General features: G+C 73.3%; 25 protein-coding genes. 15 read left to right on the top strand and 10 right to left on the bottom strand.

Translation table 11 applies throughout. From position 1 onward, the window contains the following. Genes ACIBCJ_RS03640 through ACIBCJ_RS03610 form a run of 7 tightly spaced genes read left to right on the top strand, consistent with a single transcriptional unit; the run spans window position 1 to window position 7644 of the window. Entirely contained in the window at window positions 1-1026 is a 1026-nt protein-coding gene (locus ACIBCJ_RS03640; protein ID WP_365978612.1) for an NAD-dependent epimerase/dehydratase family protein, read from the top strand. Further along, complete coding sequence (locus tag ACIBCJ_RS03635; protein WP_362098301.1) at window positions 1023-2297, top strand: DUF4910 domain-containing protein; 1275 nt, start codon at window positions 1023-1025, stop codon at window positions 2295-2297. Before ACIBCJ_RS03640 ends, ACIBCJ_RS03635 begins: the two co-directional genes overlap by 4 nt. Further along, the gene (locus ACIBCJ_RS03630) at window positions 2294-3592 is read left to right on the top strand and encodes a hypothetical protein (protein WP_362098298.1); all 1299 of its coding nucleotides are present in this window, start codon (window positions 2294-2296) and stop codon (window positions 3590-3592) included. Before ACIBCJ_RS03635 ends, ACIBCJ_RS03630 begins: the two co-directional genes overlap by 4 nt. Next, window positions 3589-4536, top strand: coding sequence for a glycosyltransferase family 2 protein (locus ACIBCJ_RS03625; protein WP_365978613.1), 948 nt, complete (start codon window positions 3589-3591; stop codon window positions 4534-4536). The genes ACIBCJ_RS03630 and ACIBCJ_RS03625 overlap by 4 nt, the downstream gene beginning before the upstream one ends. Further along, entirely contained in the window at window positions 4533-5762 is a 1230-nt protein-coding gene (locus ACIBCJ_RS03620; RefSeq protein WP_365978614.1) for a polysaccharide pyruvyl transferase family protein, read from the top strand. Before ACIBCJ_RS03625 ends, ACIBCJ_RS03620 begins: the two co-directional genes overlap by 4 nt. After that, window positions 5759-6310: a dTDP-4-dehydrorhamnose 3,5-epimerase gene (rfbC, locus tag ACIBCJ_RS03615; RefSeq protein ID WP_362098289.1), complete on the top strand. Its 552-nt coding sequence runs from the start codon at window positions 5759-5761 to the stop codon at window positions 6308-6310. The genes ACIBCJ_RS03620 and rfbC overlap by 4 nt, the downstream gene beginning before the upstream one ends. Before the next feature lie 8 nt (window positions 6311-6318). Next, window positions 6319-7644 (top strand): glutamate-1-semialdehyde 2,1-aminomutase, encoded by a 1326-nt coding sequence (locus ACIBCJ_RS03610; protein WP_365978615.1) that lies wholly within the window; start codon window positions 6319-6321, stop codon window positions 7642-7644. 63 nt (window positions 7645-7707) lie between these two features. On the opposite strand, the gene ACIBCJ_RS03605 is transcribed toward ACIBCJ_RS03610, so the two are convergent. Continuing rightward, on the bottom strand, window positions 7708-8472 hold the full coding sequence (locus tag ACIBCJ_RS03605) for a phosphatase PAP2 family protein (RefSeq protein WP_365978616.1): 765 nt from the start codon (window positions 8470-8472) through the stop codon (window positions 7708-7710). A 252-nt stretch (window positions 8473-8724) separates the two neighbouring features. Next, window positions 8725-9543: an SAM-dependent methyltransferase gene (locus tag ACIBCJ_RS03600; protein ID WP_365978617.1), complete on the bottom strand. Its 819-nt coding sequence runs from the start codon at window positions 9541-9543 to the stop codon at window positions 8725-8727. A gap of 98 nt (window positions 9544-9641) precedes the next feature. Here ACIBCJ_RS03600 and ACIBCJ_RS03595 point away from each other — a divergent pair, with 98 nt between their 5' ends. The 3 genes from ACIBCJ_RS03595 (at window position 9642) to ACIBCJ_RS03585 (ending at window position 12146) form a co-directional block, all read left to right on the top strand. Next, on the top strand, window positions 9642-10313 hold the full coding sequence (locus ACIBCJ_RS03595; RefSeq protein ID WP_365978915.1) for a HEAT repeat domain-containing protein: 672 nt from the start codon (window positions 9642-9644) through the stop codon (window positions 10311-10313). A gap of 4 nt (window positions 10314-10317) precedes the next feature. Further along, window positions 10318-11322: a MerR family transcriptional regulator gene (locus tag ACIBCJ_RS03590; RefSeq protein WP_362098277.1), complete on the top strand. Its 1005-nt coding sequence runs from the start codon at window positions 10318-10320 to the stop codon at window positions 11320-11322. A gap of 83 nt (window positions 11323-11405) precedes the next feature. After that, complete coding sequence (locus ACIBCJ_RS03585) at window positions 11406-12146, top strand: class I SAM-dependent methyltransferase (protein WP_362098274.1); 741 nt, start codon at window positions 11406-11408, stop codon at window positions 12144-12146. 56 nt (window positions 12147-12202) lie between these two features. On the opposite strand, the gene ACIBCJ_RS03580 is transcribed toward ACIBCJ_RS03585, so the two are convergent. Further along, the gene (locus ACIBCJ_RS03580) at window positions 12203-12667 is read right to left on the bottom strand and encodes a spore-associated protein A (RefSeq protein ID WP_365978916.1); all 465 of its coding nucleotides are present in this window, start codon (window positions 12665-12667) and stop codon (window positions 12203-12205) included. A 257-nt stretch (window positions 12668-12924) separates the two neighbouring features. Here ACIBCJ_RS03580 and ACIBCJ_RS03575 point away from each other — a divergent pair, with 257 nt between their 5' ends. Further along, the gene (locus ACIBCJ_RS03575; protein WP_164457822.1) at window positions 12925-13164 is read left to right on the top strand and encodes a hypothetical protein; all 240 of its coding nucleotides are present in this window, start codon (window positions 12925-12927) and stop codon (window positions 13162-13164) included. Beyond that, window positions 13164-13547 carry a toxin Doc gene (locus tag ACIBCJ_RS03570; RefSeq protein ID WP_133884669.1) on the top strand — a complete coding sequence of 128 codons (384 nt, stop codon included), beginning with the start codon at window positions 13164-13166 and terminating at the stop codon, window positions 13545-13547. Before ACIBCJ_RS03575 ends, ACIBCJ_RS03570 begins: the two co-directional genes overlap by 1 nt. A gap of 13 nt (window positions 13548-13560) precedes the next feature. Here ACIBCJ_RS03570 and sigJ read toward each other — a convergent pair whose 3' ends face one another. Then, window positions 13561-14472 (bottom strand): RNA polymerase sigma factor SigJ, encoded by a 912-nt coding sequence (gene sigJ, locus ACIBCJ_RS03565; protein ID WP_365978618.1) that lies wholly within the window; start codon window positions 14470-14472, stop codon window positions 13561-13563. 101 nt (window positions 14473-14573) lie between these two features. On the opposite strand from sigJ, the gene ACIBCJ_RS03560 reads away from it, so the two are divergent. Then, window positions 14574-14936 carry a hypothetical protein gene (locus ACIBCJ_RS03560; protein WP_133884671.1) on the top strand — a complete coding sequence of 121 codons (363 nt, stop codon included), beginning with the start codon at window positions 14574-14576 and terminating at the stop codon, window positions 14934-14936. Window positions 14937-14955: 19 nt separating this feature from the next. Here the strand turns inward: ACIBCJ_RS03560 and ACIBCJ_RS03555 are convergent, their stop codons facing one another. From ACIBCJ_RS03555 to ACIBCJ_RS03545, 3 genes are all read right to left on the bottom strand, one after another. After that, the gene (locus ACIBCJ_RS03555) at window positions 14956-15546 is read right to left on the bottom strand and encodes a DUF998 domain-containing protein (protein ID WP_365978619.1); all 591 of its coding nucleotides are present in this window, start codon (window positions 15544-15546) and stop codon (window positions 14956-14958) included. A gap of 136 nt (window positions 15547-15682) precedes the next feature. After that, window positions 15683-16429 (bottom strand): DUF1838 family protein, encoded by a 747-nt coding sequence (locus tag ACIBCJ_RS03550; RefSeq protein ID WP_365978620.1) that lies wholly within the window; start codon window positions 16427-16429, stop codon window positions 15683-15685. A gap of 102 nt (window positions 16430-16531) precedes the next feature. Then, on the bottom strand, window positions 16532-18760 hold the full coding sequence (locus ACIBCJ_RS03545) for a bifunctional glycosyltransferase family 2 protein/CDP-glycerol:glycerophosphate glycerophosphotransferase (protein WP_365978621.1): 2229 nt from the start codon (window positions 18758-18760) through the stop codon (window positions 16532-16534). Window positions 18761-18924: 164 nt separating this feature from the next. On the opposite strand from ACIBCJ_RS03545, the gene ACIBCJ_RS03540 reads away from it, so the two are divergent. Both ACIBCJ_RS03540 and ACIBCJ_RS03535 read left to right on the top strand, forming a co-directional pair. Then, window positions 18925-19539 carry a dihydrofolate reductase family protein gene (locus tag ACIBCJ_RS03540; RefSeq protein WP_365978622.1) on the top strand — a complete coding sequence of 205 codons (615 nt, stop codon included), beginning with the start codon at window positions 18925-18927 and terminating at the stop codon, window positions 19537-19539. Window positions 19540-19693: 154 nt separating this feature from the next. Then, window positions 19694-20683 (top strand): NAD(P)-dependent alcohol dehydrogenase, encoded by a 990-nt coding sequence (locus ACIBCJ_RS03535; RefSeq protein WP_365978623.1) that lies wholly within the window; start codon window positions 19694-19696, stop codon window positions 20681-20683. A gap of 33 nt (window positions 20684-20716) precedes the next feature. Here ACIBCJ_RS03535 and ACIBCJ_RS03530 read toward each other — a convergent pair whose 3' ends face one another. The 3 genes from ACIBCJ_RS03530 to ACIBCJ_RS03520 are packed head-to-tail and all read right to left on the bottom strand — an operon-like array spanning window position 20717 to window position 23472. Then, the gene (locus ACIBCJ_RS03530) at window positions 20717-21733 is read right to left on the bottom strand and encodes a homoserine dehydrogenase (RefSeq protein ID WP_365978624.1); all 1017 of its coding nucleotides are present in this window, start codon (window positions 21731-21733) and stop codon (window positions 20717-20719) included. A 57-nt stretch (window positions 21734-21790) separates the two neighbouring features. Further along, window positions 21791-22519 carry a cupin domain-containing protein gene (locus ACIBCJ_RS03525; RefSeq protein WP_365978625.1) on the bottom strand — a complete coding sequence of 243 codons (729 nt, stop codon included), beginning with the start codon at window positions 22517-22519 and terminating at the stop codon, window positions 21791-21793. Next, a complete protein-coding gene (locus ACIBCJ_RS03520; protein ID WP_365978626.1) occupies window positions 22513-23472 on the bottom strand; it encodes a PmoA family protein in 960 nt (319 codons plus the stop codon). The genes ACIBCJ_RS03525 and ACIBCJ_RS03520 overlap by 7 nt, the downstream gene beginning before the upstream one ends. Window positions 23473-23687 lie beyond the last annotated feature (215 nt).

Below are 23687 nucleotides of genomic sequence, written 5' to 3'. Positions count from 1 at the left end.
TTGCGCGTACTGCTCACCGGTCATCAGGGCTACCTGGGCACCGTGATGGTCCCGGTCCTCAAGGCCGCCGGACACGAGGTCGTCGGCCTCGACGCCGGCCTGTTCGCCGACTGCGTCCTGGGACCGGCGCCCGACGACCCGCCGGGGCAGCGGGTGGACCTGCGCGACGTGACGGCCGAGCACGTGGCGGGGGTGGACGCGGTGATCCACCTGGCCGCGCTCTCCAACGACCCGCTGGGCTCGCTGGCGCCGGAGCTGACGTACGACATCAACCACCACGCCTCCGTACGGCTCGCCCGGCTGGCCCGCGACGCGGGGGTGCAGCGCTTCCTGTACGCGTCCACGTGCTCGGTCTACGGCGCCGCGGGCGGCGGCGAGCTGGTGACCGAGGACGCGCCGCTGCGGCCGGTGACGCCGTACGCGGAGTCCAAGGTGCGGGTGGAGGACGACCTGCACGCGCTGTCCGACGGCGACTTCAGCCCGGTGTACATGCGCAACGCCACCGCGTTCGGGTACTCGCCCAGGCTGCGCGCCGACATCGTGCTGAACAACCTGGTCGGTCACGCGCTGCTGTCCGGCGAGGTCCTGGTGCTCTCCGACGGCACCCCCTGGCGGCCGCTGGTGCACGCCGCCGACATCGCCCGGGCCTTCACGGCCGTCCTTCAGGCGCCGCGCGAGGCGGTGCACGACCGGGCGTTCAACATCGGCAGCGAGGTCAACAACGTCACGGTCGCCGAGATCGCCGAGGAGGTCGCCGCGGCGGTGTCCGGCTCCAAGGTGGTGATCACCGGGGAGACCGGCGCCGATCCGCGCTCCTACCGGGTGGACTTCTCCCGGTTCCGCGCGGCGGTCCCCGGCTTCGACTGCGAGTGGACGGTGAAGCAGGGCGCCCTGGAACTCGCCGACGCCTACCGGAAGCACGGGCTGACCCGGGAGGACTTCGAGCGCCGCTTCACCCGGCTCGCCGTGCTGCGCGAGGCCTCCGGCGCCGGTGCCGTCGACGACACCCTGCGGTGGCGCCGATGACCGAGTCGGGGGAGGAGATGTACGCGCTGGTGGAGCGGCTGTACCCGCTGTGCCGGAGCATCACGGGCGACGGTGTGCGCGCGACCCTGCGGATCGTCGACGAGTACATCCCTCTGCACGTGCACGAGGTGCCGACCGGGACGCAGGTGCTGGACTGGACGGTGCCGCAGGAGTGGAACATCCGGGACGCGTACGTCGCCGACGCGTCCGGCCGCCGGGTCGTCGACTTCGCCGCGTCGAACCTGCACGTGCTCGGGTACAGCGTGCCGGTTTCGGCGACCATGCCGCTGGCGGAGCTGCGCCCGCACCTGCACACCCTGCCGGACCAGCCGTCCCTGGTGCCGTACCGCACCAGCTACTACCAGCCCCGGTGGGGTTTCTGCCTGGCTCAGGAGACCCTGGACGCGCTTCCCGAGGGCGACTACGAGGTCCGCGTCGACTCCACGCTGGCCGACGGGCACCTCACCTACGCCGAGCACGTGGTCCCCGGGCAGGTCACCGACGAGGTGCTCGTCTCCTGCCACGTCTGCCACCCGTCGCTGGCCAACGACAACATGGCCGGTGTCGCGGTGGCGGTGTTCCTGGCCAGGGCGCTCGCGGAGCGGCAGCCGTACTACACCTACCGGTTCGTCTTCGCGCCCGGCACCATCGGGGCGATCACCTGGCTGGCCCGCAACCGGGAGCGGGTGGAGCGGGTCAAGCACGGTCTGGTGCTGGCCTGCGCGGGCGACCCGGGGCAGCTGACGTACAAGCAGAGCCGGCGCGGTGACGCGGAGATCGACCGGGTGCTGCGGCACGTGCTCACCGCCTCCGAACGCCCGCACCGCGTGGCCGAGTTCACGCCGTACGGCTACGACGAGCGGCAGTACTGCTCGCCCGGGTTCGACCTCGGCGTGGGCTCGCTCACCCGGACCCCTTACGCGGGCTACCCCGAGTACCACACCTCGGCGGACAACCTGGACTTCGTCTCCCCGGCGGCGATGGCGGACACCCTCGCCGTGTGCCGCGAGGCGTTCGGGCTCCTGGACCGCAACCGGCGGTACGTCAACCTCAGCCCGTACGGGGAGCCGCAGTTGGGCAGGCGGGGGCTGTACGAGTCGCTCGGCGGCCGCAGCGACGCGCAGCAGGCCCAGATGGCCATGCTGTGGGTGCTCAGCCTCTCCGACGGCGAGCACAGCCTGCTGGACGTCGCCCAGCGCTCCGGGCTGCCGTTCGACACCGTAGCCGTCGCGGCCGACGCCCTGCACGGCGCCGGACTGATCAAGGCATGACGCCGATGACCGTCGAGGGGGAGAAGGCCACCACACCGCCGCAGCCCGCCCGGCGGGGCGTCGTCGGCAGGCTGTCCTGGGGGCTGGCCGACCAGGCGGCCTCCAGCCTGTCCAACTTCGTGGTGGGCGTCTACGTGGCGCGCTCGCTGGGTCTGACCGCCTTCGGCGTGTTCAGCCTGGCCTGGGTGACCTACGGCGTGGTGCTCAACGTCTCCCGCGGGCTGGCCACCGATCCCCTCGTGGTCCGCTTCAGCGGTGTACCGGAACCGTCCTGGCGCGGGGCGGTAGCACGGTCCTCGGGTACCGCGCTCCTCGTCGGCAGCGGTATCGGCACGGTGAGTCTGGTCACCGGGCTCGTCATCGGCGGCCAGGTGGGGGCCGCGTTCGCCGCCCTGGGCGTCGTGCTGCCGGGGCTGCTGCTGCAGGACGCCTGGCGGTACTCGTTCTTCGCCGCCGGAGCCGGCCGCAAGGCGTTCGTCAACGACGTCGTGTGGGGGGTCGCCCTCGTTCCGGCGATGGTGGTGGCGGCCCACGTGGGCAGTGTGACGGCCTTCCTCCTCGCCTGGGGCGGCTCCGCCGCGGCGGCCGCCGGCTACGGCTGTCTCCAGTCCGGCATCCGGCCCCGGGTGGCCGGAGCCCGCGAGTGGCACCGCGACCACCGCGACCTCGGATACCGGTACCTGGCCGAGAACGTCGGTGTCAGCGGCGCGAGCCAGATACGGGCGTACGGGCTCGGCGCGATCGTCGGGGTCGGCGCGGTGGGCGTGATCCGCGGCGCGGAGCTCCTGCTCGGCCCGTTCCTCGCGGTGCTGATGGGCCTGTCGCTGGTCACCGTGGCGGAGTCGGCCCGGGTGCTCCGCCAGGCCCCGGAGCGGCTCGGGAGGTTCTGCTTCCTGCTCGGCGCCGGTCAGTCCGTCGCCGCCGTGCTCTGGGGCGCGGCACTGCTGCTGGTGCCAGACCGGCTCGGCGGGCTCGTGCTCGGTGACGTCTGGAGCGCCTCCTCGGAGCTCATCGTGCCGGTCACGCTCAGCGTCGCGGGCGCCGGGCTCGGCACCGGCGCGGCGGCGGGTCTGCGGGCGCTCGCCGCGGCCCGGCGCAGTCTGCGCTGTCAGTTGTTCGCCTCCGCCTGTTACGTCGCCGGCGGGCTCGGCGGCGCGGTCGCGGGCGGCACGGTCGGTTCGGCCTGGGGCGCCGCCGCCGCGTCCGTCTGCGGTTCGGCCGTGTGGTGGCTGCAACTGCGGGCCGCCCTGCGCGAGCGCCACGACCCTTCCCTTCCCGAAGTGAGGACCACATGACCCCCCACCCCCGGCTGAGCATCGGCCTTCCCGTCTACAACGGCGAGGAGTATCTGGCCGAGTCGCTGGACGCCCTCCTCGGGCAGACCTACGAGGACTTCGAACTGGTGATCTCCGACAACGCGTCGACCGACGGCACCCGGGACATCTGCCGCCGGTACGCGGCGCGGGACTCCCGCATCCGGTACATCCGGCTGCCCCGGAACATCGGCGCCGCCCCGAACCACAACTACGTGTTCACCCAGTGCCGCGGTGAGCTGTTCAAGTGGGCCTCGCACGACGACCTCTACGCCCGGGACCTGCTGCGCAGCTGCGTCGAGGCGCTGGACGAGCGGCCGGAGGTGGTCCTCGCGCACAGCGGCCAGGCGGTCATCGACGGGGACGGCAAGGTGAAGGTCCCCTACGCGTACGGTCTCGCCACCGACTCGCCGCGTGCCCCGGAGCGCTTCCGCAGCCTGCTGTTCGAGCCCGGGGGCGACGACTTCTACGGGGTGATGCGGGCCGACACCCTGCGCCGCGTGAAACCGCACGACAGCTACCACCACGCGGACCGCACGTTCGTCGCCGAGATCACCCTGCACGGGCCCTTCCACCAGGTGCCGGAGCTGCTGTACTTCCGCCGCGACCACCCCACCCGTGCCGAACGGGCGAACCCGTCCAAGCGGTCCCGGTGCGTCAACCTCGACCCGCGCCGGGCCGGGCCGCTGCACCCGACACCCCGCCTGCTCGCGGAGTACGTCTGGGGTTTCGTCTCCGCCATCGGGCGGGCGCCGCTGTCCTCGGCCGACCGGCGCGCGTGCCACCGGCACCTGGCCGCGTGGCTGACCAGCCGGGTCCGTCCCGGCGCCGGCGAGCGGGTCGAGGACCGCGCTCCGGTCGGCCCGGGCAGGCTCACCGTCTCCGTCGACTCGCTCGTCGCCGGCCGCGAGAAGGGGCAGGCATGACGTCCCACGAGAAGCCGCTGCGCATCGGCCTGTTCGGTCTGCTCGGATCGGGCAACAGCGGTAACGACGGGTCGCTCGAGGCCGTGCTGGACCATCTGCGCACCGCGTATCCCGGGGCGGTCGTGGACGCCATGTGCGGCGGTCCCGAGATAGTCGCGACGCGGTACGGAATCCCCGCGACACGGCTGAACTGGTACCGCGGGGAGTACCGGACCGCGTCACGGGTGAGCGCCGTCGCGGCGAAGGGGCTGGGCAAACTCGTCGACGTCGTGCGCACCGCCGCCTGGGTGCGCCGGCACGACGCCGTGATCGTGCCGGGCACGGGCGTGCTGGAGACCACGCTGCCGCTCAGGCCGTGGGGCTTTCCGTACTCGCTCTTCCTGCTCTGTGCGACGGGACGGCTGTCCGGCACCCGGGTCGGGCTGGTCAGCGTCGGTGCCGGCCCGATCGGCAACCGGCCGACGCGTGTCCTGACCCGCTGGTCGACGCGGCTGGCCGCGTACCGGTCCTACCGCGACACCCAATCCCGCGACACGATGCGGGCGATGGGCGTGGACACGGCGCGGGACGAGGTCTACGCGGACCTGGTGTTCGCCCTGCCGGCACCGGCGGCGAACGAGCCCGCGGGCGCACCGGGCCCGGTCTGCGTCGGCGTCATGGACTTCCACGGCAACAACGACGAACGCGACCGGGCCGAGGAGATCCACCGGCGCTACCTGGACGGGACGACGCGGTTCGTGCGCGCACTCGTCGCCGAGGACCGGCCGGTCCGGCTGCTCACCGGCGACGAACTCGACCGGCCGGTGGCCGCCGCCATCGTCGACGCGGTGGGCTCCCCGCTGGTCACCGTCGCCGAGGCGGCCTCGCTGGCCGACCTGATGAAGGAGACGGCGTGTGCCGACGCCGTGGTGGCGACCCGGTACCACAACATCGTGTGCGCGCTGAAGGTCGGCGCCCCGACCCTCGCGCTCAGCTACTCGGCCAAGAGCGACGCCCTCATGGCCGAGATGGGCATGGGCGCCTACTGCCACCCGGCCCGCGAGACCGACGCCGACCGGCTGCTCGAACAGTTCCGGGAGCTGGAGCGGAACTCGGCGCCCGTGCGGCGCACCCTGTCCGAGCGGAACCGGGCCGTCGCCCGGCGCGTGCACCAGCAGTACACCGCCCTGGCCGCGGCGCTGTTCCCGGCCCACCGCACCACCCACGCCCCGCGGGAGACACCATGAAGGCGAGAGAAGTTCCCGAGATCGCCGGCGCGTACCTGTTCGAGCCGACGCCGCACGCCGACGAACGCGGCTTCTTCTGCCGCACCTTCGACGCCGACGTGGTCCGCTCGGTGGGTCTGGACCCGGCGGCCTTCGTCCAGGACAGCGTGTCCCGCTCGGTCCGCGGCGTGCTGCGCGGCATGCACCTGCGCTCCGGCGCGGGGGAGGCCAAGCTGGTGCGGTGCTCGCACGGGGCCGTCTTCGACGTGGTCGTCGACCTGAGGCCCGACTCGCCGACGTACCTGGGCCGGGCCTCCTTCGAGCTGTCCGGCGAGACGCAGACGACCCTCTACGTACCGGCGGGATGCGCGCACGGCTTCCAGTCGCTGACGGACCCCTCGGACGTCTCGTACCGGATCGACCGCCCGCACGATCCCGCCGAGGACGTGACGATCGCCTTCGACGACCCGGACCTCGCCATCGAATGGCCGCTGCCGGTGACCTCGGTGTCCGAGCGGGACCGGCGGGCTCCGAGCCTCGCCGAGGTCCTCGAGCGCAGGGAAGGGTGACGGCCCGGGTGAACGCGGAAGAACCGACCCTGCCCCGGTCGCGGCAGGCGAACGAGCGGTTGCACGCCATGGTCCCCGGGGGCGCGCACACCTACGCCAAGGGCGACGACCAGTACCCGGAGAACCTGGCGCCGGTGATCAGCCACGGCAGCGGCGCCCACGTGTGGGACGTCGACGGCAACCGGTACATCGAGTACGGCTCCGGCCTGCGCTCGGTCAGCCTCGGCCACGCGCACCCCCGCGTGACGGAAGCCGTGCGGCGGGAGCTCGACCGGGGTGGCAACTTCGTCCGGCCGTCCGTGGTGGAGGTCGAGGCGGCGGAACACTTCCTCGCGACGGTGCCGACGGCCGAGATGGTGAAGTTCGCCAAGAACGGCTCCGACGCCACCACCGCCGCCGTGCGCCTGGCCCGCGCGGCCACCGGACGCCCGCGGGTGGCCGTCTGCGCCGACCATCCGTTCTTCTCCGTCGACGACTGGTTCATCGGCACCACGCCGATGTCCGCCGGTGTGCCGGCCGCGACGGACGCACTCACCGTGGCGTTCCCCTACGGGGACCTGGCCGCCACGGAGGAGATGCTCACCCGGCACCGGGACGAGGTGGCCTGCCTGGTCCTGGAACCCGCCACGCACACGGAGCCGCCGCCCGGCTACCTCGCCGGGCTGCGCGACCTGGCCCACCGCCACGGCTGCGTACTCGTCTTCGACGAGATGATCACCGGCTTCCGCTGGTCGGAGGCGGGCGCCCAGAGCCTGTACGGCGTCGTCCCCGACCTCTCCACGTTCGGCAAGGCACTGGGCAACGGGTTCGCGGTCTCCGCGCTGGCCGGACGCCGGGACCTGATGGAGCGAGGCGGGCTGCGCCACTCCGGTGAGCGGGTGTTCCTGCTGTCCACCACCCACGGCGCGGAGACGCACGCTCTGGCGGCGGCCATGGCGGTGCAGGCCACCTACGTCGAGGAGGGCGTCACCGCGCGGCTGCACGCCCTCGGGGAACGGCTGGCGGCGGGTGTCCGCGAGGCGGCGGCCGGCATGGGGGTCGGCGACCACGTCGTCGTCCGGGGCCGGGCCAGCAACCTGGTCTTCGCCACCCTCGACGAGAACGGGCGGCCGTCGCAGGAGTACCGCACCCTCTTCCTGCGCCGGCTTCTCGCGGGCGGCGTGCTGGCCCCGTCGTTCGTGGTGAGCGCCGCGCTCAGCGACGCCGACATCGATCAGACCGTCGACGTGGTGGCACAGGCCTGTGCGGTGTACCGCAAGGCCCTGGACGCCGCCGACCCCACACCGTGGATGGGCGGGCGGGCGGTGAAACCGGTGTTCCGCCGCACGGTGTGAGCCGCGGAGGCCGCGGCGGAAGGCCGATGACGCGACAGGCCGTCAGTGATGCCGTCGACGGCATCACTGACGGCCGGCGTCGGCCCTGCGGTCGGTGGCCCGGGCCGGCGGCGGACCGGCCGGCCGGGCTCGCTCCTCGGTCTGCCCGTCGGCCTGCCGACCGGACTGCCGGCAGGCCCTCCGCCCGGCCAGCCGGTCGGCCGTCGCGTCGACCAGGCAGGCGGTCGCCGGCACCACCGCGAGCGCGGTGCACCAGCCGCCCAGGGTGTCGGTCGGGTAGTGCGAGCCCAGGAGGACCTGCGCCCAGCCCATGACCGCGCCGGCCACCAGCCCCGCGGCGAACACGCACGTCACACCGGCCACCCGGCCGAGGCCGAGCCGGCCGGTCGCGAGCAGCGACACCATGAGGGCGATCGCGGTGAGAAAGGCGGTGTGTCCGCTCGGGTAGGACAGGTTGTCGCCGTGGATCGTACGTCCCACCACGGGCTTGAGCAGGGTCGTCGCCCCCACGGTCAGGCCGGTGCCGGTCACGAGGAACACCGCCGCGCGCGGGTCCCGCAGCAGCAGGCAGCCCGTCACCAGCACCGCGACCAGCAGCACGGCCCCCACCGGCTCCCCCACGAAGTCCGTGGCCAGGGCGACGTGCCGCCACGGCGCCCCCGCTCCGTCCACCGCCGTCCAGATCCGCAGGTCCGTGGCGCCGGGCTCGCTGTCGCGGGCGTACGCCGCACCGAGGGCGACGACCACCGACGCGGCCAGGGACGCGATCACACCCAGCCACACGCGCAGCGGCGGCGCCAGCACCGCCGACGCCGGCCGGGCGGTCACCCGTCCGCCCTCCCCGGGGGGCCTGCGGTACTCTCCCACGTCCTCGTCCACTCCCCCGCGTCGCCCGGCTCACGGGCGGTACCGCCGATCAACCTCGGGCCGAGGCAACGGTAGTCGCTCTCGCGGGCCGGACGACAGCCGATTCGGGCCATTGCGCAGAGGGTGCCGTGAATCGTTCGGCGATGTCCCGGAACTCCCCTTCGCCCGCGCGACCGACGTCCGAGCCGCCCCGCACCGCGGCCCGGCACCGCGCTACGCCTTGCGGGCCATCCCGGCGGCGATGAGGTGTTCCCAGACGGTCAACTCCCGCTCGCCGCCGCCGCCCGCCGGGCCTCGGGCGGGCTCGGGACGCCACCGGGGCGCCGGCACTATCCCGGGCTCCAGGATCTCCAGGCCGTCCAGCAGGGCCTCGATCTCCGCGTCGGTCCGCCATCTGCCCCGGCCGAACGTGCCCTGGAGGACCTTCTCGGCCTCCACCGTCTCCGGGTTGTTGCCGCAGCGGAAGTGGCTGACGAAGAAGTGACTGCCGGACGGCACCTGGTCACGCCAGTACCGGACGATCCCGGCGGGGTCCTCCTCGTCGTTGACGTGGTGGAGGACGGCGCTGAACACGACGGCGACGGGGCGGTCGAAGTCGATCAGTTCCCGGGTGTCCGGGTGGTTCCGGATCGCCTCCGGGTCGCGAACGTCGACGGGCACGACCCGGGTGCGGTCGTTCTCCTCCAGCAGCGCACGCCCGTGGACCAGGACCTGGGGGTCGGTGTCGACGTACACCACCCTCGTTCCCGGCGCGCGCCGTTGGGCGACCTGGTGCACGTTGTCGGCGGTGGGCAGGCCGCTGCCGAGGTCGATGAACTGCCGCACTCCGGCCGTCGTGACGAGTTCCCCGACCGCCCGGGTCAGCGCCGCGCGGTTGGCGAACGCGATCGCCACCGAACCGGGGAGGTCACGCTTGAACACGTCACCGATCTCCCGGTCCACCGCGTAGTTGTCCTTGCCACCGAGCAGGTAGTCGTAGACCCGGGCGATGCTGGGTCTGGTGCTGTCGATGGAGGAACTCTCTCCCGTCATGGCGCTCATCTTCTCCCCCGCCGAGGCGCCCCGGCCACCGCTTCCTTGACCTTGACACGGTGAGAAGGTCTTCACTGCTCGCCGAGGAGGTGGTCCCCATGACCATGACGGGGCAGGACACGGACCCGGTGCGAGCGCTCCGGGGTCTGGAGAACGGATCGGCGACCGTGCGGTTGCGGGCGGCCCTGGCCGTCGGCACGGCACCGGACCCGCGCTTCGTCGACGCGCTCGTCGAACGGTCGGCGGTCGAACCGGAGTTCTTCGTTCGCGACATGCTGACCTGGGCGCTCACCCGGCACCCGGTGTCCCTGACGCTCCCGCGGCTGGTCCGTGAAGTGGGCTCGACCCGTCCGCAGGCACGGAGCCAGGCGCTGCACACGCTGTCCAAGATCGGGGATCGGCGGGCGTGGCCGGTGATCACTGCGGCGGTGCTGACCGACGCCGACGACGAAGTGGCGCGCAGCGCCTGGCGGGCCGCGGTCCTGCTCGTCCCCGGGGGCGAGGAGACCGCGCTGGCCGTGGTGCTGGCGACGCAGTTGGGCCGCGGCGACCGCCCCACGCGGTTGAGTCTCAGCCGGGCGCTGGTGGCGCTGGGTGAGGCGGTCGTGGCGGTTCTGGAGACCGCGGCGAAGGCGCCGGCCGAGCCCGTGCGGGCGCACGCACTCGCCACCCTCCGGCTGCTGCGCGACCCCGACGCCGGGTTCGAGCCGGCGATCGAGGAGGCCAGACGCGTCGTGGCACTCGGCGGGCCGGATCCCGAGGGACCATAGGACGGTGTTGATCGGTGAGGTGGCGCGACGGTCCGGGGTGAGTGCCCGCATGCTCAGGCACTACGAGTCGCTCGGCCTGCTGCGGCCCTCGGGCCGTACGGGTGCCGGCTACCGGGAGTACTCCCAGGAGGACATCCGGCGGATCTTCCACGTCGAGAGTCTGCGGTCGCTGGGGCTGTCGCTGCGGGAGATCGGCCGGGCGCTCGACGAGCCCGGTTTCGCGCCCGCGGCCCTCGTCGACGACCTCGTCCGGCGCACCCGTGAACGCATCGAGGCCGAGACGGAGTTGCTCACCCGGCTGCGCCGGATCGACGCGGCGGACCCGGCAGGCTGGCAGGACGTCCTCCAGGTCGTCGCGCTCCTGCAGGCACTCGGTTCGAAGAGCGCGGACGCCCGTCAGCGCGCGGCCCTCTCGTCGGTCCACGAGGCCGCGGTGCCGGTGGAGGCCCTGGTCGAGGCCGCGTTGAACGAGACGGACCCCAACGTCGCCGGGGCCCTGCGCTGGGCGCTGGCACGGTCGGGCGACGACGGCACGGCCCTGCTGGCCCAGGGCCTCGGCTCACCGGTGGCCGCGGTGCGGAAGCGTGCGGTCCAGGCTCTGGCGGAGCTTCCCGGCGAGGAGGCCGCGGCGCAGCTGCGGCCGGCGCTCGACGCCCCGGACCCCGTGGTCCGCGGGTATGCGGCACTGGCACTGGGGACCCGTGGGGTGGACGACGCGATCCCGACGCTCGTCGACATGGTCGTGGCGGGCAGGAACGACACCGACGCGGCGGACGCGCTGAGCGTGCTGGCGGGTGAGGCCGCGACGGCGGACCGGATCGCGAGGGACCTCGTCGGCCGTCTCGACGACGAGAGCACGCGGCCGCCCGCCCGCGGCCGGCTGACCCAGGCGCTGGCCGGCATCCCGGGCACGACGGCCACCGGCGCCCTGGTGCGGCTGGCCGCGGACGCGGACCGGGCGGTCGCGCTGACCGCCGGGTATCTTCTCGGGCTGCGCGGCGACAGGTGACGACTCCCCGCCCGGAGGCGGTGCGCGGCCCGGGTGGAAAAGGCTTCGACAGTGCCACCGCCCGCCCGGCAGAATGCCGGTCCGTGACGAGCAGCGAGCTGTGGACCCGTGAGACCGCCGACCGCTACGACGCCGAGGAGACCGAGCACTCCTCGCCCGCCGTCCTCGACCCGACTCTGGGTTTCCTGACCGAACTCGCCGGAGACGGCCGGGCACTGGAGTTCGCCATCGGCACCGGGCGGGTGGGCGTCCCGCTGCGGGAACGCGGTGTGCCGGTCGTGGGCATCGAGCTGTCCGAGCACATGGCGGCGGTACTGCGCCGCAAGGTCGACGAGGCGACCCTGCCGGTGACGCTCGGGGACATGGCCACGACCGTCGTCCCCGGGGAGTTCGCCCTGGTCTACCTCGTCTACAACACCATCTCCAACCTGCTCACACAGGACGAGCAGGTCGAGTGCTTCCGCAACGCGGCACGCCATCTGCGCCCCGGGGGCCGGTTCGTCGTCGAACTGGGCGTGCCACCGCTGCGGTTCCTGCCGCCGGGCCAGGTCGCGGTGCCGTTCGACGTCTCGGAGCGCCATCTCGGCTTCGACACCTTCGACCTGGTGCAGCAGGTCCTCGTCTCGCACCACTTCACCCGGGACGGCGCCGACGGCGCCTACCGCCGCGACGACTCCCGGCACCGGTACGCCTGGCCGGCGGAGCTGGACCTGATGGCACGGATCGCCGGCCTGGAGCTGGAGCGTCGCGTCGGGGACTGGGACGGTTCCCCGTTCACCCAGGACTCCGCGAAGCACGTCTCCGTGTGGCGCAAGCCCGTCTGAGAGAGGTGGGGACCCCGCCTTACGGTGGAGTCCCCCGGCCGGTCGGCGCGGCCGCCTCAGCGGTCGCCGGCGAACCAGTCCCGCGGCGGCGTCCTGGCCGCGAGCGCACCGCAGTTGGAGCCGTAGTTCCAGGCCTGCAGGTTGTCGACGACGCCGCCCCACTCCACGCAGGCGCCGCGGGCGAACGCGTACACCGGCCCGGCGTACGACCGGTACTCCCCCGCGTCGACCTGGTCCTCGCTGCTGTCGACGTTGCGCACGTAGGCCACCATGTACGTCGGTGTGCCCGTCTTGTTGCGAATGGTCACGGTGCAGTTCTTGCCCGTGGTGGAGCTGTAGGTGAGGTACACCGTGCCGACCGTGCCGATCGGCATGGAGTTCACCACCTTGTAGCCGGAGCCGCAGACGCCGTTGTACGACGCGGCCGCGACGGCGGTCGCCGCGCCGGCGGCCGGGGCCGTCACCAACAGCCCGGCCCCGATGGCCCCGACGGCGGTCAACGTCGCCCCCACGGCTTGCATGGAACGCTTCATGGCACCTCGATCCGTGAATCGACTGGCCTCCCCCTGGTTTTGCTGAAGCCACCTGTTGAGACCTTTGCACCCCTTCAGGGGTTGTACGCCATTGCCGGACCTTTTACGGCTGTTCGCGAAGAAGATCGTCACGGGCCGGCCGCAAGCCGTGGGACACACAGAGTGAGCGGTACGCGACTTTCCGGTTCCAGGAGTGGTTGCCCCTGCCGGTCGCACTTCAGGTACCGGGTAGGTACCATGTCCGTATGCCATCACTCAACGTGACCTTCACCGAGGAAGAAATGGAAGGCGTGCGCGCTGCCGCAGCGGCGGAGGGCAAGAGCCTCAAGCAGTACATGCACGACCTCGGTGTCCGAGAGATGCAGCGCAAGCGGTTCGTCGCCGGCGCCGCCTCGTGGGCGGACCGGCTGCGCGCCGAGTTCGACGAGGCGTTCCCGGACGAGATCCCCCCGTCGCAGCGCGGCGAGGGAGTCACCGCCGCCTGATGAGCGAGCCCCTGTACATCGATGTCCCCTGGCTCCTGGACGTCCAGGACGCCGCCCTGGACAACGAGGACGTGTCCGTCACGGACTACTCGGCCCTGGTCGCGGCGGTGGCACGCCACAAGACCCGCATGCCGACCCTGGCCGCGTCCAACCCCGACAGCGCCTGGCGTGCGGCGGCCCTCCTGCACACGGTGGTGCGCCTGGAACCGCTCCCCCACCGCAACAGCCTCTTCGCGGCCTTCGTGACCGGTCAGTACATGGACCAGTCCGGGGAAGGGATCGACCCGCCCTACGGAGCCCTGTCGGACCTGATCAGGAAGGTCCGCGAGACCGGGCTGAGCATCTACGACATCGCCGAAGCGCTCCGTTCCTGGCGCATCTGACCCGGCGCGGCCGTCACCCCCGGCGGCTCCACCACCGCAGCTTCTCCGGGTTGCGGACCACCCAGATGCGGGCGACGCGGCCCTCGGCCAGATCGAAGGCGGCCACGGTCAGGACGGCGCCGGCGCGCTCGGCCACCAGGCCCGGCGCGCCGTTGACCGACCGCTCCAGGAGTTCGAGGCCGGGGGCCTTCTCGGCGATGCCGGCCATGTACTGGGCGATGCGCTCACCGCCCTCGACCGGGCGCAGGGCGGCACCGGCCAGGCCGCCGCCGTCGGCGGTCATCACGGCGGCCGGATCCAGGAGGTCGACCAGGGCCGCGATGTCCTTGGCCTCCCACGCCTCCTTGACCTGCCGGACCAGGCCGGCCTGGGCGGCAGGCGCCGGGGCGGGGGCCCGGGCGGCACGCACCCGGCGCCGGGCCGAGGCCGCGAGCTGCTTGCAGGCCGCGGGGGTGCGCCGGAGAACGCCGGCGATCTCGGCGAAGGGGTAGCGGAAGACGTCGTGCAGCACGAAGGCCACCCGCTCGGCGGGTGTCATCGACTCCAGGACGACGAGGAACGCCATGCCCACCGATTCGTCCAGGACCATCTGGTCGGCGGGGTCGGCGGGGTCGGCACCGGAGCCGGGGCCCCGCTCGGCGCGGTCGGGGAGCGGCTCGGGCAGCCATGCGCCGACGTAGCGTTCCCGCCGGGCGCGCGCCGAGCCGAGCACGTCCAGGCAGATACGGCCGGTCACGGTCGTCAGCCAGGCCCCCGGGGACACGACCTCCTGCCGCCGGCTCGGGGGCAGCGCGTACCAGCGTGCGTAGGCCTCCTGCACGGCGTCCTCGGCCTCGGCCAGCGAACCGAGCAACCGGTAGGCGACGTTGATCAGTTGACGCCGCTCACCGACCGTCGCGTCGGTGCTCGTCCCAGCCGTGCCCATGCCCGAGCGCCCCCTCGCCTTACCTTTCCCCCGCCCGTGTCGTCGAGCTGGTGAGAGCTTATCGATCAACTGCCCCACGGGGCGGAAAAGGGGACCGTCACATGGCCGTACAGGCGACCGCTCAGCGCCGCATCTCGTTCCTGCAGACCGCGATCGCCCTGCAGACACTGACCATCTTCCTCCAGGCGGTCTCCGCCGGACTGCTGCTGACCGCGTCCTACGGAGAGACCCTGCACAGCGTCGGGGCCCGGGTGATGTACGGGGCGTCGATGCTGTACGTGCTCGCGGCGGTACTGGCCTGGAAGCCGGGCGGCGGCCCGCTGCGTCCCGTCTGGCACGCCACCGGCTTCCTCGTCCTCGCCTCGGTCCAGGTCGTGCTCGGCATCGCGCACGTCCCGTCGGTCCATCTTCCGCTCGGCGTCCTGATGTTCGGGCTGAGCCTGCTGGCGCTGGCACGGCGCTGAGCGTACGGACGGCCCGGCATCACCCCCGCTGCCGGGTGTGACGGAGACAGGAGGCGGCCACCACGAAGGGCCACACCGACTGGAGCGAGGTCACGACGCGTTCCGCGACGCCGGCGTCACCGTGCCGTTGCATCTCGACGAGGAACCACACGCCGCCGGCGGCCATCAGGGCCGTCACGACGATCGAGGGCGTCAGCCGCAGTGCCCAGGGCGCGGCCGGCCCGCCGTTGACGGCCAGCACCGGCCACACCGCCAGCAGCGTGAACCCGACGACCACCACGGCTCCGTGGCGCAGCGAGCCTCCGCTGCTGGGCGCGGGAAGCATCACCAGGACCAGAGCGGCGAGCCCGCCGCCGCCGAGCGCGATGCGTCCGGCGGTGGCGGCGGCCCGCAGTCCCCAGGCGGTCAGCAGGTGGCAGACGCCCAGGGCCAGGAACGCCGCCGTCATCACCCAGAATCCGGCGGCTCCGTAGGACCCCAGAACGCTGATCGTCTGTGTGACGGGGTCGTAGGACGCCCCCTCGAAACGGGCCGCGCCCGCCCAGCCCGCGATCAGCAGCACGGGTGCGCACCCCGAGGAGAGCAGGACCCATCTGGGGACATGTCGCATCGGACCACCATAAGACGCCCGCCCGTGTGCACGTGGCGCGCGGGGCCGCCGTCGCGCCGCTGGCCGGCCGGTGTCAGCCCGGCGGCGGACGCCCGGCGCCGGGCGGACCGTCGCCCGCACCCGTGCGGCAGGCGGCTCAGGCAGGCGGGTGGAGCCTGCGGAAGTACGTCCAGCTGGTCTCGTTCGGCTCGCTCCACGTCTCCGGCGCCCGGGCGAACTCCGGGTGGTGGTCGGCGATGTACGCGCGGGTGCGCTCGGGGACCTCGGTGTACGCGCCGAGCCTGCGGCCCCGGCAGTGGTAGGTGAGCCCGCCCGGTCGTTGCCCGCGGGCCATCCACGGGACCCAGGGGGACGTCCTGGTCCACGACATGGTGGCCGGGACGCCGGGCGCCGGGCCCGCCAGGTCCTCGCGGTGGGCGAAGAACTGGAAGAGTTCCAGGGCCTTGTACGTGTCGCCTGCCGAGTGGAGGGGGTACCGGGCCACCGGCAGGGGCGAGGGGTAGGAAAGGGGGATCTCCAGACTGAAGCAGACCTGGGCGCCGAGGTCGGTCGCCGGGACCGGGAAGGGGCGCCACTTCTGGTTCGCCGGATCGTTCCAGATGTGCACCACCGGCAGGTCCCGCCAGCTCTCCAGGATGTCGCCGGTGGAGGGGTCGAGGTAGAAGGCGGCCTCGCGGCTGAGCAGCCGGTGGCTGTCCGGACCGTCCTCGGCGTCGTGGACCAGACGGGCCACGTTGACCCCCTCGAAGCCGAAGAGGCGTTCATAGGGCTCGTCGGGCGCCCAGGAGTACACGCTCCCGGACCACCAGTACGTGACTTCCGCACCGTCGAGCGAGGCCCGGGTGCGGGCGAGGGAGCGGAGCGACTCCGCGGGTGTCGTCATGGGAGGTACTCTGCGCGACGGTTGCCCTCGCCGGGCGGCAATCGGCGCGCCCCGCCCCGGAAACGGCCGGAAGCGTCCGTTCCGGGGCTCGGACGGTCCCGGTCAGCCGGCGGCCGGTGCCGGCGCCGGCGCCGGGGTTCGGTGCGCGAGCGGGACGGTCGCCGGTCCCGCGTCCTGGCCGAGGAAGAAGCGGCGTACCACGCGCTCCGCGGCGTGTCCGTCGTCGTACGGGCAGAAGCGCTCGCGGAAGGCCGCACGCAGGGTGGCGGCCTCGGTACCGCACCAACGGCCGCTGCGGAAGGTGTCGATGAGTTCGTCCTCGGTGGTGGCGACCGCGCCGGGGGTGTCGCCCGGGCGGCCGGAGAGGAGGTCGAAGGTGACGCCGCGGACCTGGGAGTAGATGTCCCAGTCGTCGGCGTAGACGACGATGGGCCGGTCGAGGTTGGCGTAGTCGAAGGCGAGGGACGAGTAGTCGGTGACGAGCGCGTCCGCCGCCAGGCACAGGTCCTCGACGGCCGGGTGACGGGACACGTCGATGACGGCGCCCCGTTCGGCGAGGTCGGTCAGCTCCGGGCTCGGGCCGTACGAGTGGTGGGTGCGGACCAGCAGGACGAAGTCGTCGCCCAGGGCCTCGGCCAGACGGGCCAGGTCGAAGGGGGGCGTCCAGCTCGTCCGGTAGTCGCGGTGGGTCGGTGCGTACAGCAGGGCGGTCCTGCCCGGGGCTATCCCGAGCCGGGCGCGGACGGCGGCGACGTCCTCGGCGCCGGCCCGGTAGTAGCGGTCGTTGCGCGGGTAGCCCGCGTCGAGGGACGCGTAGGAGCCGGGATAGGCGCGCTCCCACTGCTTGGTGGAGTGCTCATTGGAGGAGACGCTGAGGTCCCAGCGGTCCACGCGGTCGAGGAGGCGCTGGAAGTCCACCCCCCTGGCGGCCGCGGGAAAGGCCTGCTGCTCCATGCCCATGCGCTTGAGCGGGGTTCCGTGGTGGGTCTGGAGGTGCAGCTGCCCCGGACGCTTGACTATGTGGTCCGGGAAGTCGACGTTGTTCACGAAGTACCGGGCACGGGCCATCACCTCCCAGTAGCGCCGCGAGTCGCGCACCACGTAGTCGATGCCGTCGGGTACCCGGCCCGCCAGTTCCTTGCGCACCACCCAGACGCCGTGCACCTCGGGGGCGAGTTCCTTGGCCTTGTCGTAGACGGCGAGGGGGTTGCAGGACGGCAGCCGGTCCTCGTACGAGGAGTAGACGGCCAGGCGGGGGTCCGGGGAGCGCCTGCGCCGCAGGGCGTACAGGCCCGCGTACGCGTGTTTGCCGGCTTTGGTCTTGGCCTTGAGGACCTTGTTCGGCCCGGCCGCCTTGACCCGGGCGGCGAGTTGAGCGGCCTGGTAGGCGGGGTAGAGCCGGCCGGCCAGCGTCCGCATGTACACCCCGGTGGGCCCCGCGGGCACCGTGAATCCCGCCGGGACGTGCGCCGCGTAGAAGTCCGCGGTCCGCTCGAAGAACTCCTTGCGGTCGGCGGCCCTCACCCGCTCGGGGCGCTTGAGCGTGAAGAGCATGTGGAACACGGCCCGCTCGAACAGCATGGGTGTGGCCCAGGCCAGCTCCGGGCGCGCGGCGAGGAACGCGAACAGTCCCTCGTACTGCTCGAAGATGTCGAAGTGCCTGCGTCCCGGCGTCTTCGTGATCGCGCCCTGGCGGCGCTGGTGGTACTCGACACCGACCCTGTTCAGGCAGCCGATGCGCTCGGCCGTGACCATCGCCATGTGGGTGACCGGCGCGTCCTCGTACAGGCCGGGTGCGTAGCGGAACCCCTGCTCGAGGAAGAACGCGCGGCGGAACGCCTTGTTCCAGGCCACCAGGAACAGCTGGACGTACTCGGGCCGGTCCTGGAGGCGGAAGACGTCCGTGCCGGCCCGTTCGATGAGGTCCGCGGCCTGGCTGCGGCCGCCTCTGCCCCACCAGTAGGTACGCACGTGGTCGAAGACGAGGATGTCCAGCTCCCCGACGGCGTCGAGCCGCGTGGCCAGCGCCTGGAGCAGGCCGGGGGTGTAGGAGTCGTCGCTGTCGAGGAAGAGCACGTAGTCGCCCCGCGCGTGCTGGAGGCCGGTGTTGCGCGCCCGCCCCAGACCGACGTTCTCCGGCAGGTGAACGGCCTTGAGCCGGTCGTCGCGGGCGGCGTACTCGTCGATGATCGCGCCGCAGGAGTCCGGGGAGTGGTCGTCCACGGCGATGACCTCGATGTCCCGGTACGACTGTCCCAGGACGGAGTCCAGGCAGTCGCGAAGGTACCCCTGCACCTTGAACACGGGAATGACAATGCTGAACCGAGGCATGCGGGAAACTCCATGTGAAGCGGGGGTTGAGCGTGGCTGAACAGGAAGACTCACGACGCTCGTGAAACGTTGTAACGGTGTGGCGAGCGTTCCGGGCGGTCCGGTGCCGGCGGCCGTCTCGGGCCGGAGCGATGAATCGAGGCGGCGGATCGAGTCAACCCCGTATGAGCCACATCATCGCGGACATCTCCATCTCCCTGGACGGCTACGTCACCGGACCCGACCCCGGCCCGGGCAACGGTCTGGGCACCGGCGGCGAGGCCCTGCACACCTGGGCGTTCTCCGACGACCCCGAAGAGCGCCGGATGGTGCGTGAGACGACCGCCCGCACGGGCGCCGTCGTCCTCGGGCGCCGGCTCTTCGACCTGGTCGACGGTCCGGGCGGCTGGGACGACACCGTCGGATACGGCGCCGCGGAGGTCGGCAGGCCCCCGTTCGTCGTCGTGACGAGTGCACCACCGGAGTCGGTCCGTCTGACCGGCCTCGACTGGACGTTCGTCACGACCGGTCTGCCGGACGCGGTCGCCGTCGCGCGCGAGCGTGCCGCGACGGCCTCGGCGCACGCCGGCGCGGATCCCGACGTCGTCCTCATGGGCGGCGGCGCCCTGATCGGCTCGGCGCTCGACGCCGGGCTGGTCGACGTGCTGTCACTGCACCTGGCTCCCGTGGTGCTGGGCTCCGGAACACCGCTGTTCACCGCCGGGGTGCCGCGCGCGCTCGTCCAGCGCGGCGCGCACCCGACGCCGAACGCCACACATCTGCTGTACGAGGTCACCTGAGGCGCTTGGGCACGACCGCCTTCCCGGGCCTGCCGACGCGCAAGGCGGGCTCGGGTCACGGCCGTTGACGGGGCGGGGCGGCGCCTCTACGGTGCCCTCACCGCGCGTGGCGCGGTGGGTGCCGAGGGTCCCCCGGGGGGATGGTGGCTGGGCGATGAAGGCAGTGGTCCAGGAGCGGTTCGGCCCGCCGGACAGCCTGCGACTGCGCGAGGTCGACCGGCCTCGTCCCGGCGCCGGCCAGGTGCTGGTGCGCGTGCACGCCGCCGCCGTGAACCCCTACGACTGGCACATGCTGCGCGGCGACCCGTACGCGGCGCGGCTGCTGGGCGGCATGGGGGTCACGCGCCCGAAGCACCGGGTGGCCGGGATCGACGCGGCCGGGGTGGTGGAGGACGTCGGCGCGGGTGTGCGGGGGTTCGGCCCCGGCGATCCGGTCCTGGGCTTCTGCCCGGGGGCCTTCGCCGAGTACGCGTCCACCTCCGCCTCCCTGCTGGTGCCGGCGCCCGCGGACCTGACCTTCGAGCAGGCCGCGGCCCTGCCGATGGGGGCGGTCACCGCCCTGCGCGGCATCCGGACCGTCGGGCGGGTCGGGGCCGGGCAGCGGGTGCTGGTCAACGGGGCGGGCGGCGGAGTGGGCAGCTTCGCCGTGCAGATCGCGGCGGCTCTGGACGCGGAGGTCACCGGGGTGTGCAGCGCCCGCAACACCGACCTGGTGCGTTCCCTGGGCGCCACCCGGGTCCTCGACTACGCCCGGGTGGACTTCACCGGCGAGGACGAGCGCTACGACGTCGTCCTGGACAACGTGGGCAACCATCCGCCGGGGCGGCTGCGGCGGGTGCTCACCCCGTCGGGCGTCCTGGTGGCCAACGGCGGCGGCTCCCCCGGCCGCGTGTTCGGGGCGATCGGCGCCATGCTGCGTCTGGCGGCGGCCGACGCGGTCACCCGGCGGCGGCTGCGTCCGATCCTCCCGGCGGCCCCGGCCGGGCCGGTCCACGAGGACCTGCTCGCCGTCACCGCGCTCGTCGGGGCCGGGCAGGTCGCGCCCGTCATCGGCCGGACCTTCGCCCTGGCCGACACGGCGCGGGCGGTACGGCACGTCGAGGAGGGACACGCCCGCGGCAAGACCGTGATCACGGTGCGGTGAGCGTCCGGCACCCGTGGCCGTCGTTCCCGCGTCTCAGTGGAAGCCGGTGCGCGGGGCCGTGACCTCCACGGTGTCCTTCACCAGGGCCAGCGCCGCGCCCAGCGGACTCGACCGCCCGCCGCTCACGGTCACGTCACCCGCGTCCGGACAGCCGAAGACCACGGCCTTCTCGGGCCCGGTCAGCGCGTGCAGCGGATCACCCGGTTCCGTCTCCTCCAGCCGGACGTGCACGACGCGGGGTTCGGCCGCCGAAGCGACGGCGACCGCCCGCAGCCGCCGGGACCGGGACGCCGCGTCAAGGGCCCGCCGTCCGGTGCTCTCGTCGACCGGCTGCGCTCGCACCCGTACCTCCGAGGGGTCCCAGCCCCAGGCCAGCGCGGCCAGCAGCCGCACCTTCGTGGCGGCGTCCTCGCCCGACAGGTCCGCCGAGGGGTCCGCCTCCGCGATGCCCCTGCGCCGCGCGGCACGGATCGCGTCGCTCAACGCGTCGCCTTCGGCGAGGCGGTCGAGGACGAAGGTGACGGTGCCGTTGGGGCAGGCCCGGATCGTCCGGCAGTCCATACCGCGCAGGGACGTGCGCGAGAGGTCGCCCGCCGGGAGCGCCGCCCCGGTGGCGCCGGAGATCCTGATCATGCTGCCGCCGGTCCGGGCGGCCTCGTCCAGTCGCCGCCAGTGCGTGAGCAGGTGGCTCTTGGTGGCCGTCACCACGTGGATCCCCCGGCGCAGCGCGGTCACGGCCTCCGCCGCGGCGCGCTCCCGCAGCTCCGCCGAGGAGGGGACGGCCTGGACGAACACCCGCGCCCCGGTGCGGTCGAAGGTCTCCTCCAGAGGTCTCGGGGGACCCCACTGCGGGCGGGGCGGCACCGCCCCGTCGGCACCCGGCAGGCACTGGGCCGCGCTCGCGCGTACGGCGACCACCCGCGGCCGTACGCCGTGGCGGCGGGCGAGGGCCGCACCGTCCCGGGCCAGCCGGTCGGCGAACGCCTGCCCGACCGGGCCGTACCCGGCGAGGACCACACCGGTCGAGGTCGCTTCCGTCGTTTCGCCCATGGATCCGGGATCCTCTCACACCACCCCGGTGTGTCCGGCGTCGCGCCGGACCACAGGTCAGATGCCCGGATAGACGGCCAGCCGGCCGCACATCCCGAAGCGTCCCCGCGCCGCCGGTCCGCTCGCGCTCACCCGGGCGGCGGTCAGGTGGGTGCCGTCCCCGCGGCCGAGTGCGTCGAGTTGGGCCCGGGTCGCCTCGGCGGCGGCGTGCGCCCCCTCGCGCCAGCGCCGCTCCCACGCCTCCACCCGGGGCCGCACCAGTGCGGCGGCGGCCTGCCGGAACTCCTCCAGCGGCTCGGGGTCGCCGTGCTCCGCGGTCTCGCGGAGTTCGAGGAAGTGCCGGGTGGCCAGGTCACGGCGGGTGCGCGCGGCCTTCGCCTGCTCGGCCTCGGGCGCGTCGGCGGGGATGCGGATCGCGTCGGCGTACGCGACGGGGTCGGCGAGCAGGGCCCGGGGCAGGGTGAGGACGGCGTCACCCGCCTCGGGCAGGCCGCTGTTCTGCATCACCACGGTGATCTCCAGGCCGCCGTGGTTGACGAGGCGGTGGATCGTGCCGGGTGTGAACCAGGCGACCGTGCCCGGCTCCAGGGGCGTCTCCCGGAAGCCCGCGGCGGTGAGGGTCTGCACGGTGCCCCGGCCCGCCGTGACGACGTACCCCTCGCTGCATGTCAGGTGCAGGTGGGGTGTGCCGCCGCCGGGCAGCCCGTCGACCGTCGGCCAGTCGTACACGGTCAGCCGGGACAGGCCGACCGCTGCCGGGAAGCCGTCGTACGTCGCGCTCACCATCCGAGGGCCGCCAGGTGCGCGGCGACCCGCGCGCGGTCCCAGGCGCCGTCGGCGACCACCACCCGGTAGGTGCGGGCGAGGGTCTCGCCGGGCGCCAGGACCAGTTCCTCGTGGAAGGCCCAGGAGGGCGCGACCGCGGCGAAGGGGTCGCTGCGCACGAACCAGTGCGCCGGGTGGGCGCCCTTCTCGCCCGCGTGGTCGTTGGAGGGGGCGTGTTCGAAGACGAGCGTGGCGTGTCCGTCGCGTCCGTCGTGTTCGCCGACGTAGGCGAGCCAGGGGGCCTGGGAGCCCATGGGACCGTTCTCCGGCGACGCGGCGGACTCGCCGGACCGGCCGGACCCGGCCGACGTCGCGGTGAGGACGCGGCCGCCGCGGAAGGCGCGCGGGCCGCGCCAGAACAGGCCGGTGTATCCGGCGGCGGGGCGTCCGTGGGTGGTCGGGCTGCCGAACCGCAGTGGTTCGGCACGCCGGTTGGTCACCGCCGACGTCCAGGTGAGCGTCCAGCTGCCGGAGTCCGGATCGATGTCGCCGGCCTCGACGCGGCGCTCCTCCTCCGCCCACAGTTCGCCGCCGTGCGGGTGCCAGGTCAGTCTCTCGGCGATGACGGCGCGGCCGGCGCCGACGCCGACCTCCTCGAAGGAGACGTGGGCCATCGAGCCGACCCGCTCCGGCAGCGCGAGGTAACCCTCGCCGTGCACATAGGTGTTGCCGCCCCACAGGTTCTGCCCGGAGAGGTGCGAGGCGGTCAGCTGGAGCCCCTTGTGCCAGCGGTGGTCGTTGGGCCGGTAGCCGGTGACGACGGCGCCGGACAGGGTCCGGACCGGGTGGAGGTACGGTTTGGGCGCCTCCCACTCGGCCTCGGGGCGGTACACGTAGGAGAACAGCTCGGTTCCGGCCGCCCCGTGGGCCACGGTGATGCGGTCACCGTGGACATGGGTGAGCGAGAGCGTCATGCGTCGTCCTCTTCCTGTAGCAACCGCTTACCGTCCGGATGATCCACGTTGTAACCGGCACGCGCTCGCACGGTCAACCCCCCTCCTCGGCCCGGACCGGAGCGACGCGCGGCGACGGCGACGGCGCGGCGGACCGCACGGGCACCGGCCGGGGCAGAGACGAGTGCCCTCGCCGGGAACACTCCCGCTCGGCGAGACAGTGGGCCGCGCATCAG

The organism is Streptomyces sp. NPDC051136 (genome assembly GCF_044455745.1).
Lineage (GTDB): Bacteria > Actinomycetota > Actinomycetes > Streptomycetales > Streptomycetaceae > Streptomyces.
Note: the sequence above shows the minus strand (reverse complement) of the source record. Positions and strands in the feature narration are given on the sequence as shown.

Coding starts and splice junctions, on each gene's coding strand:
- ACIBCJ_RS03545 (WP_365978621.1), bottom strand. CDS start 18,760: ATGCCTCGGTTCAGCATTGTCATTCCCGTGTTCAAGGTGCAGGGGTAC.
- ACIBCJ_RS03540 (WP_365978622.1), top strand. CDS start 18,925: ATGAGCCACATCATCGCGGACATCTCCATCTCCCTGGACGGCTACGTC.
- ACIBCJ_RS03535 (WP_365978623.1), top strand. CDS start 19,694: ATGAAGGCAGTGGTCCAGGAGCGGTTCGGCCCGCCGGACAGCCTGCGA.
- ACIBCJ_RS03525 (WP_365978625.1), bottom strand. CDS start 22,519: ATGGTGAGCGCGACGTACGACGGCTTCCCGGCAGCGGTCGGCCTGTCC.
- ACIBCJ_RS03560 (WP_133884671.1), top strand. CDS start 14,574: ATGGCCGTACAGGCGACCGCTCAGCGCCGCATCTCGTTCCTGCAGACC.
- ACIBCJ_RS03625 (WP_365978613.1), top strand. CDS start 3,589: ATGACCCCCCACCCCCGGCTGAGCATCGGCCTTCCCGTCTACAACGGC.
- ACIBCJ_RS03635 (WP_362098301.1), top strand. CDS start 1,023: ATGACCGAGTCGGGGGAGGAGATGTACGCGCTGGTGGAGCGGCTGTAC.
- ACIBCJ_RS03550 (WP_365978620.1), bottom strand. CDS start 16,429: ATGACGACACCCGCGGAGTCGCTCCGCTCCCTCGCCCGCACCCGGGCC.
- ACIBCJ_RS03630 (WP_362098298.1), top strand. CDS start 2,294: ATGACGCCGATGACCGTCGAGGGGGAGAAGGCCACCACACCGCCGCAG.
- ACIBCJ_RS03520 (WP_365978626.1), bottom strand. CDS start 23,472: ATGACGCTCTCGCTCACCCATGTCCACGGTGACCGCATCACCGTGGCC.
- ACIBCJ_RS03575 (WP_164457822.1), top strand. CDS start 12,925: ATGCCATCACTCAACGTGACCTTCACCGAGGAAGAAATGGAAGGCGTG.
- ACIBCJ_RS03600 (WP_365978617.1), bottom strand. CDS start 9,543: ATGACGGGAGAGAGTTCCTCCATCGACAGCACCAGACCCAGCATCGCC.
- ACIBCJ_RS03530 (WP_365978624.1), bottom strand. CDS start 21,733: ATGGGCGAAACGACGGAAGCGACCTCGACCGGTGTGGTCCTCGCCGGG.
- ACIBCJ_RS03595 (WP_365978915.1), top strand. CDS start 9,642: ATGACCATGACGGGGCAGGACACGGACCCGGTGCGAGCGCTCCGGGGT.
- ACIBCJ_RS03620 (WP_365978614.1), top strand. CDS start 4,533: ATGACGTCCCACGAGAAGCCGCTGCGCATCGGCCTGTTCGGTCTGCTC.
- rfbC (WP_362098289.1), top strand. CDS start 5,759: ATGAAGGCGAGAGAAGTTCCCGAGATCGCCGGCGCGTACCTGTTCGAG.
- sigJ (WP_365978618.1), bottom strand. CDS start 14,472: ATGGGCACGGCTGGGACGAGCACCGACGCGACGGTCGGTGAGCGGCGT.
- ACIBCJ_RS03580 (WP_365978916.1), bottom strand. CDS start 12,667: ATGCAAGCCGTGGGGGCGACGTTGACCGCCGTCGGGGCCATCGGGGCC.
- ACIBCJ_RS03570 (WP_133884669.1), top strand. CDS start 13,164: ATGAGCGAGCCCCTGTACATCGATGTCCCCTGGCTCCTGGACGTCCAG.
- ACIBCJ_RS03555 (WP_365978619.1), bottom strand. CDS start 15,546: ATGCGACATGTCCCCAGATGGGTCCTGCTCTCCTCGGGGTGCGCACCC.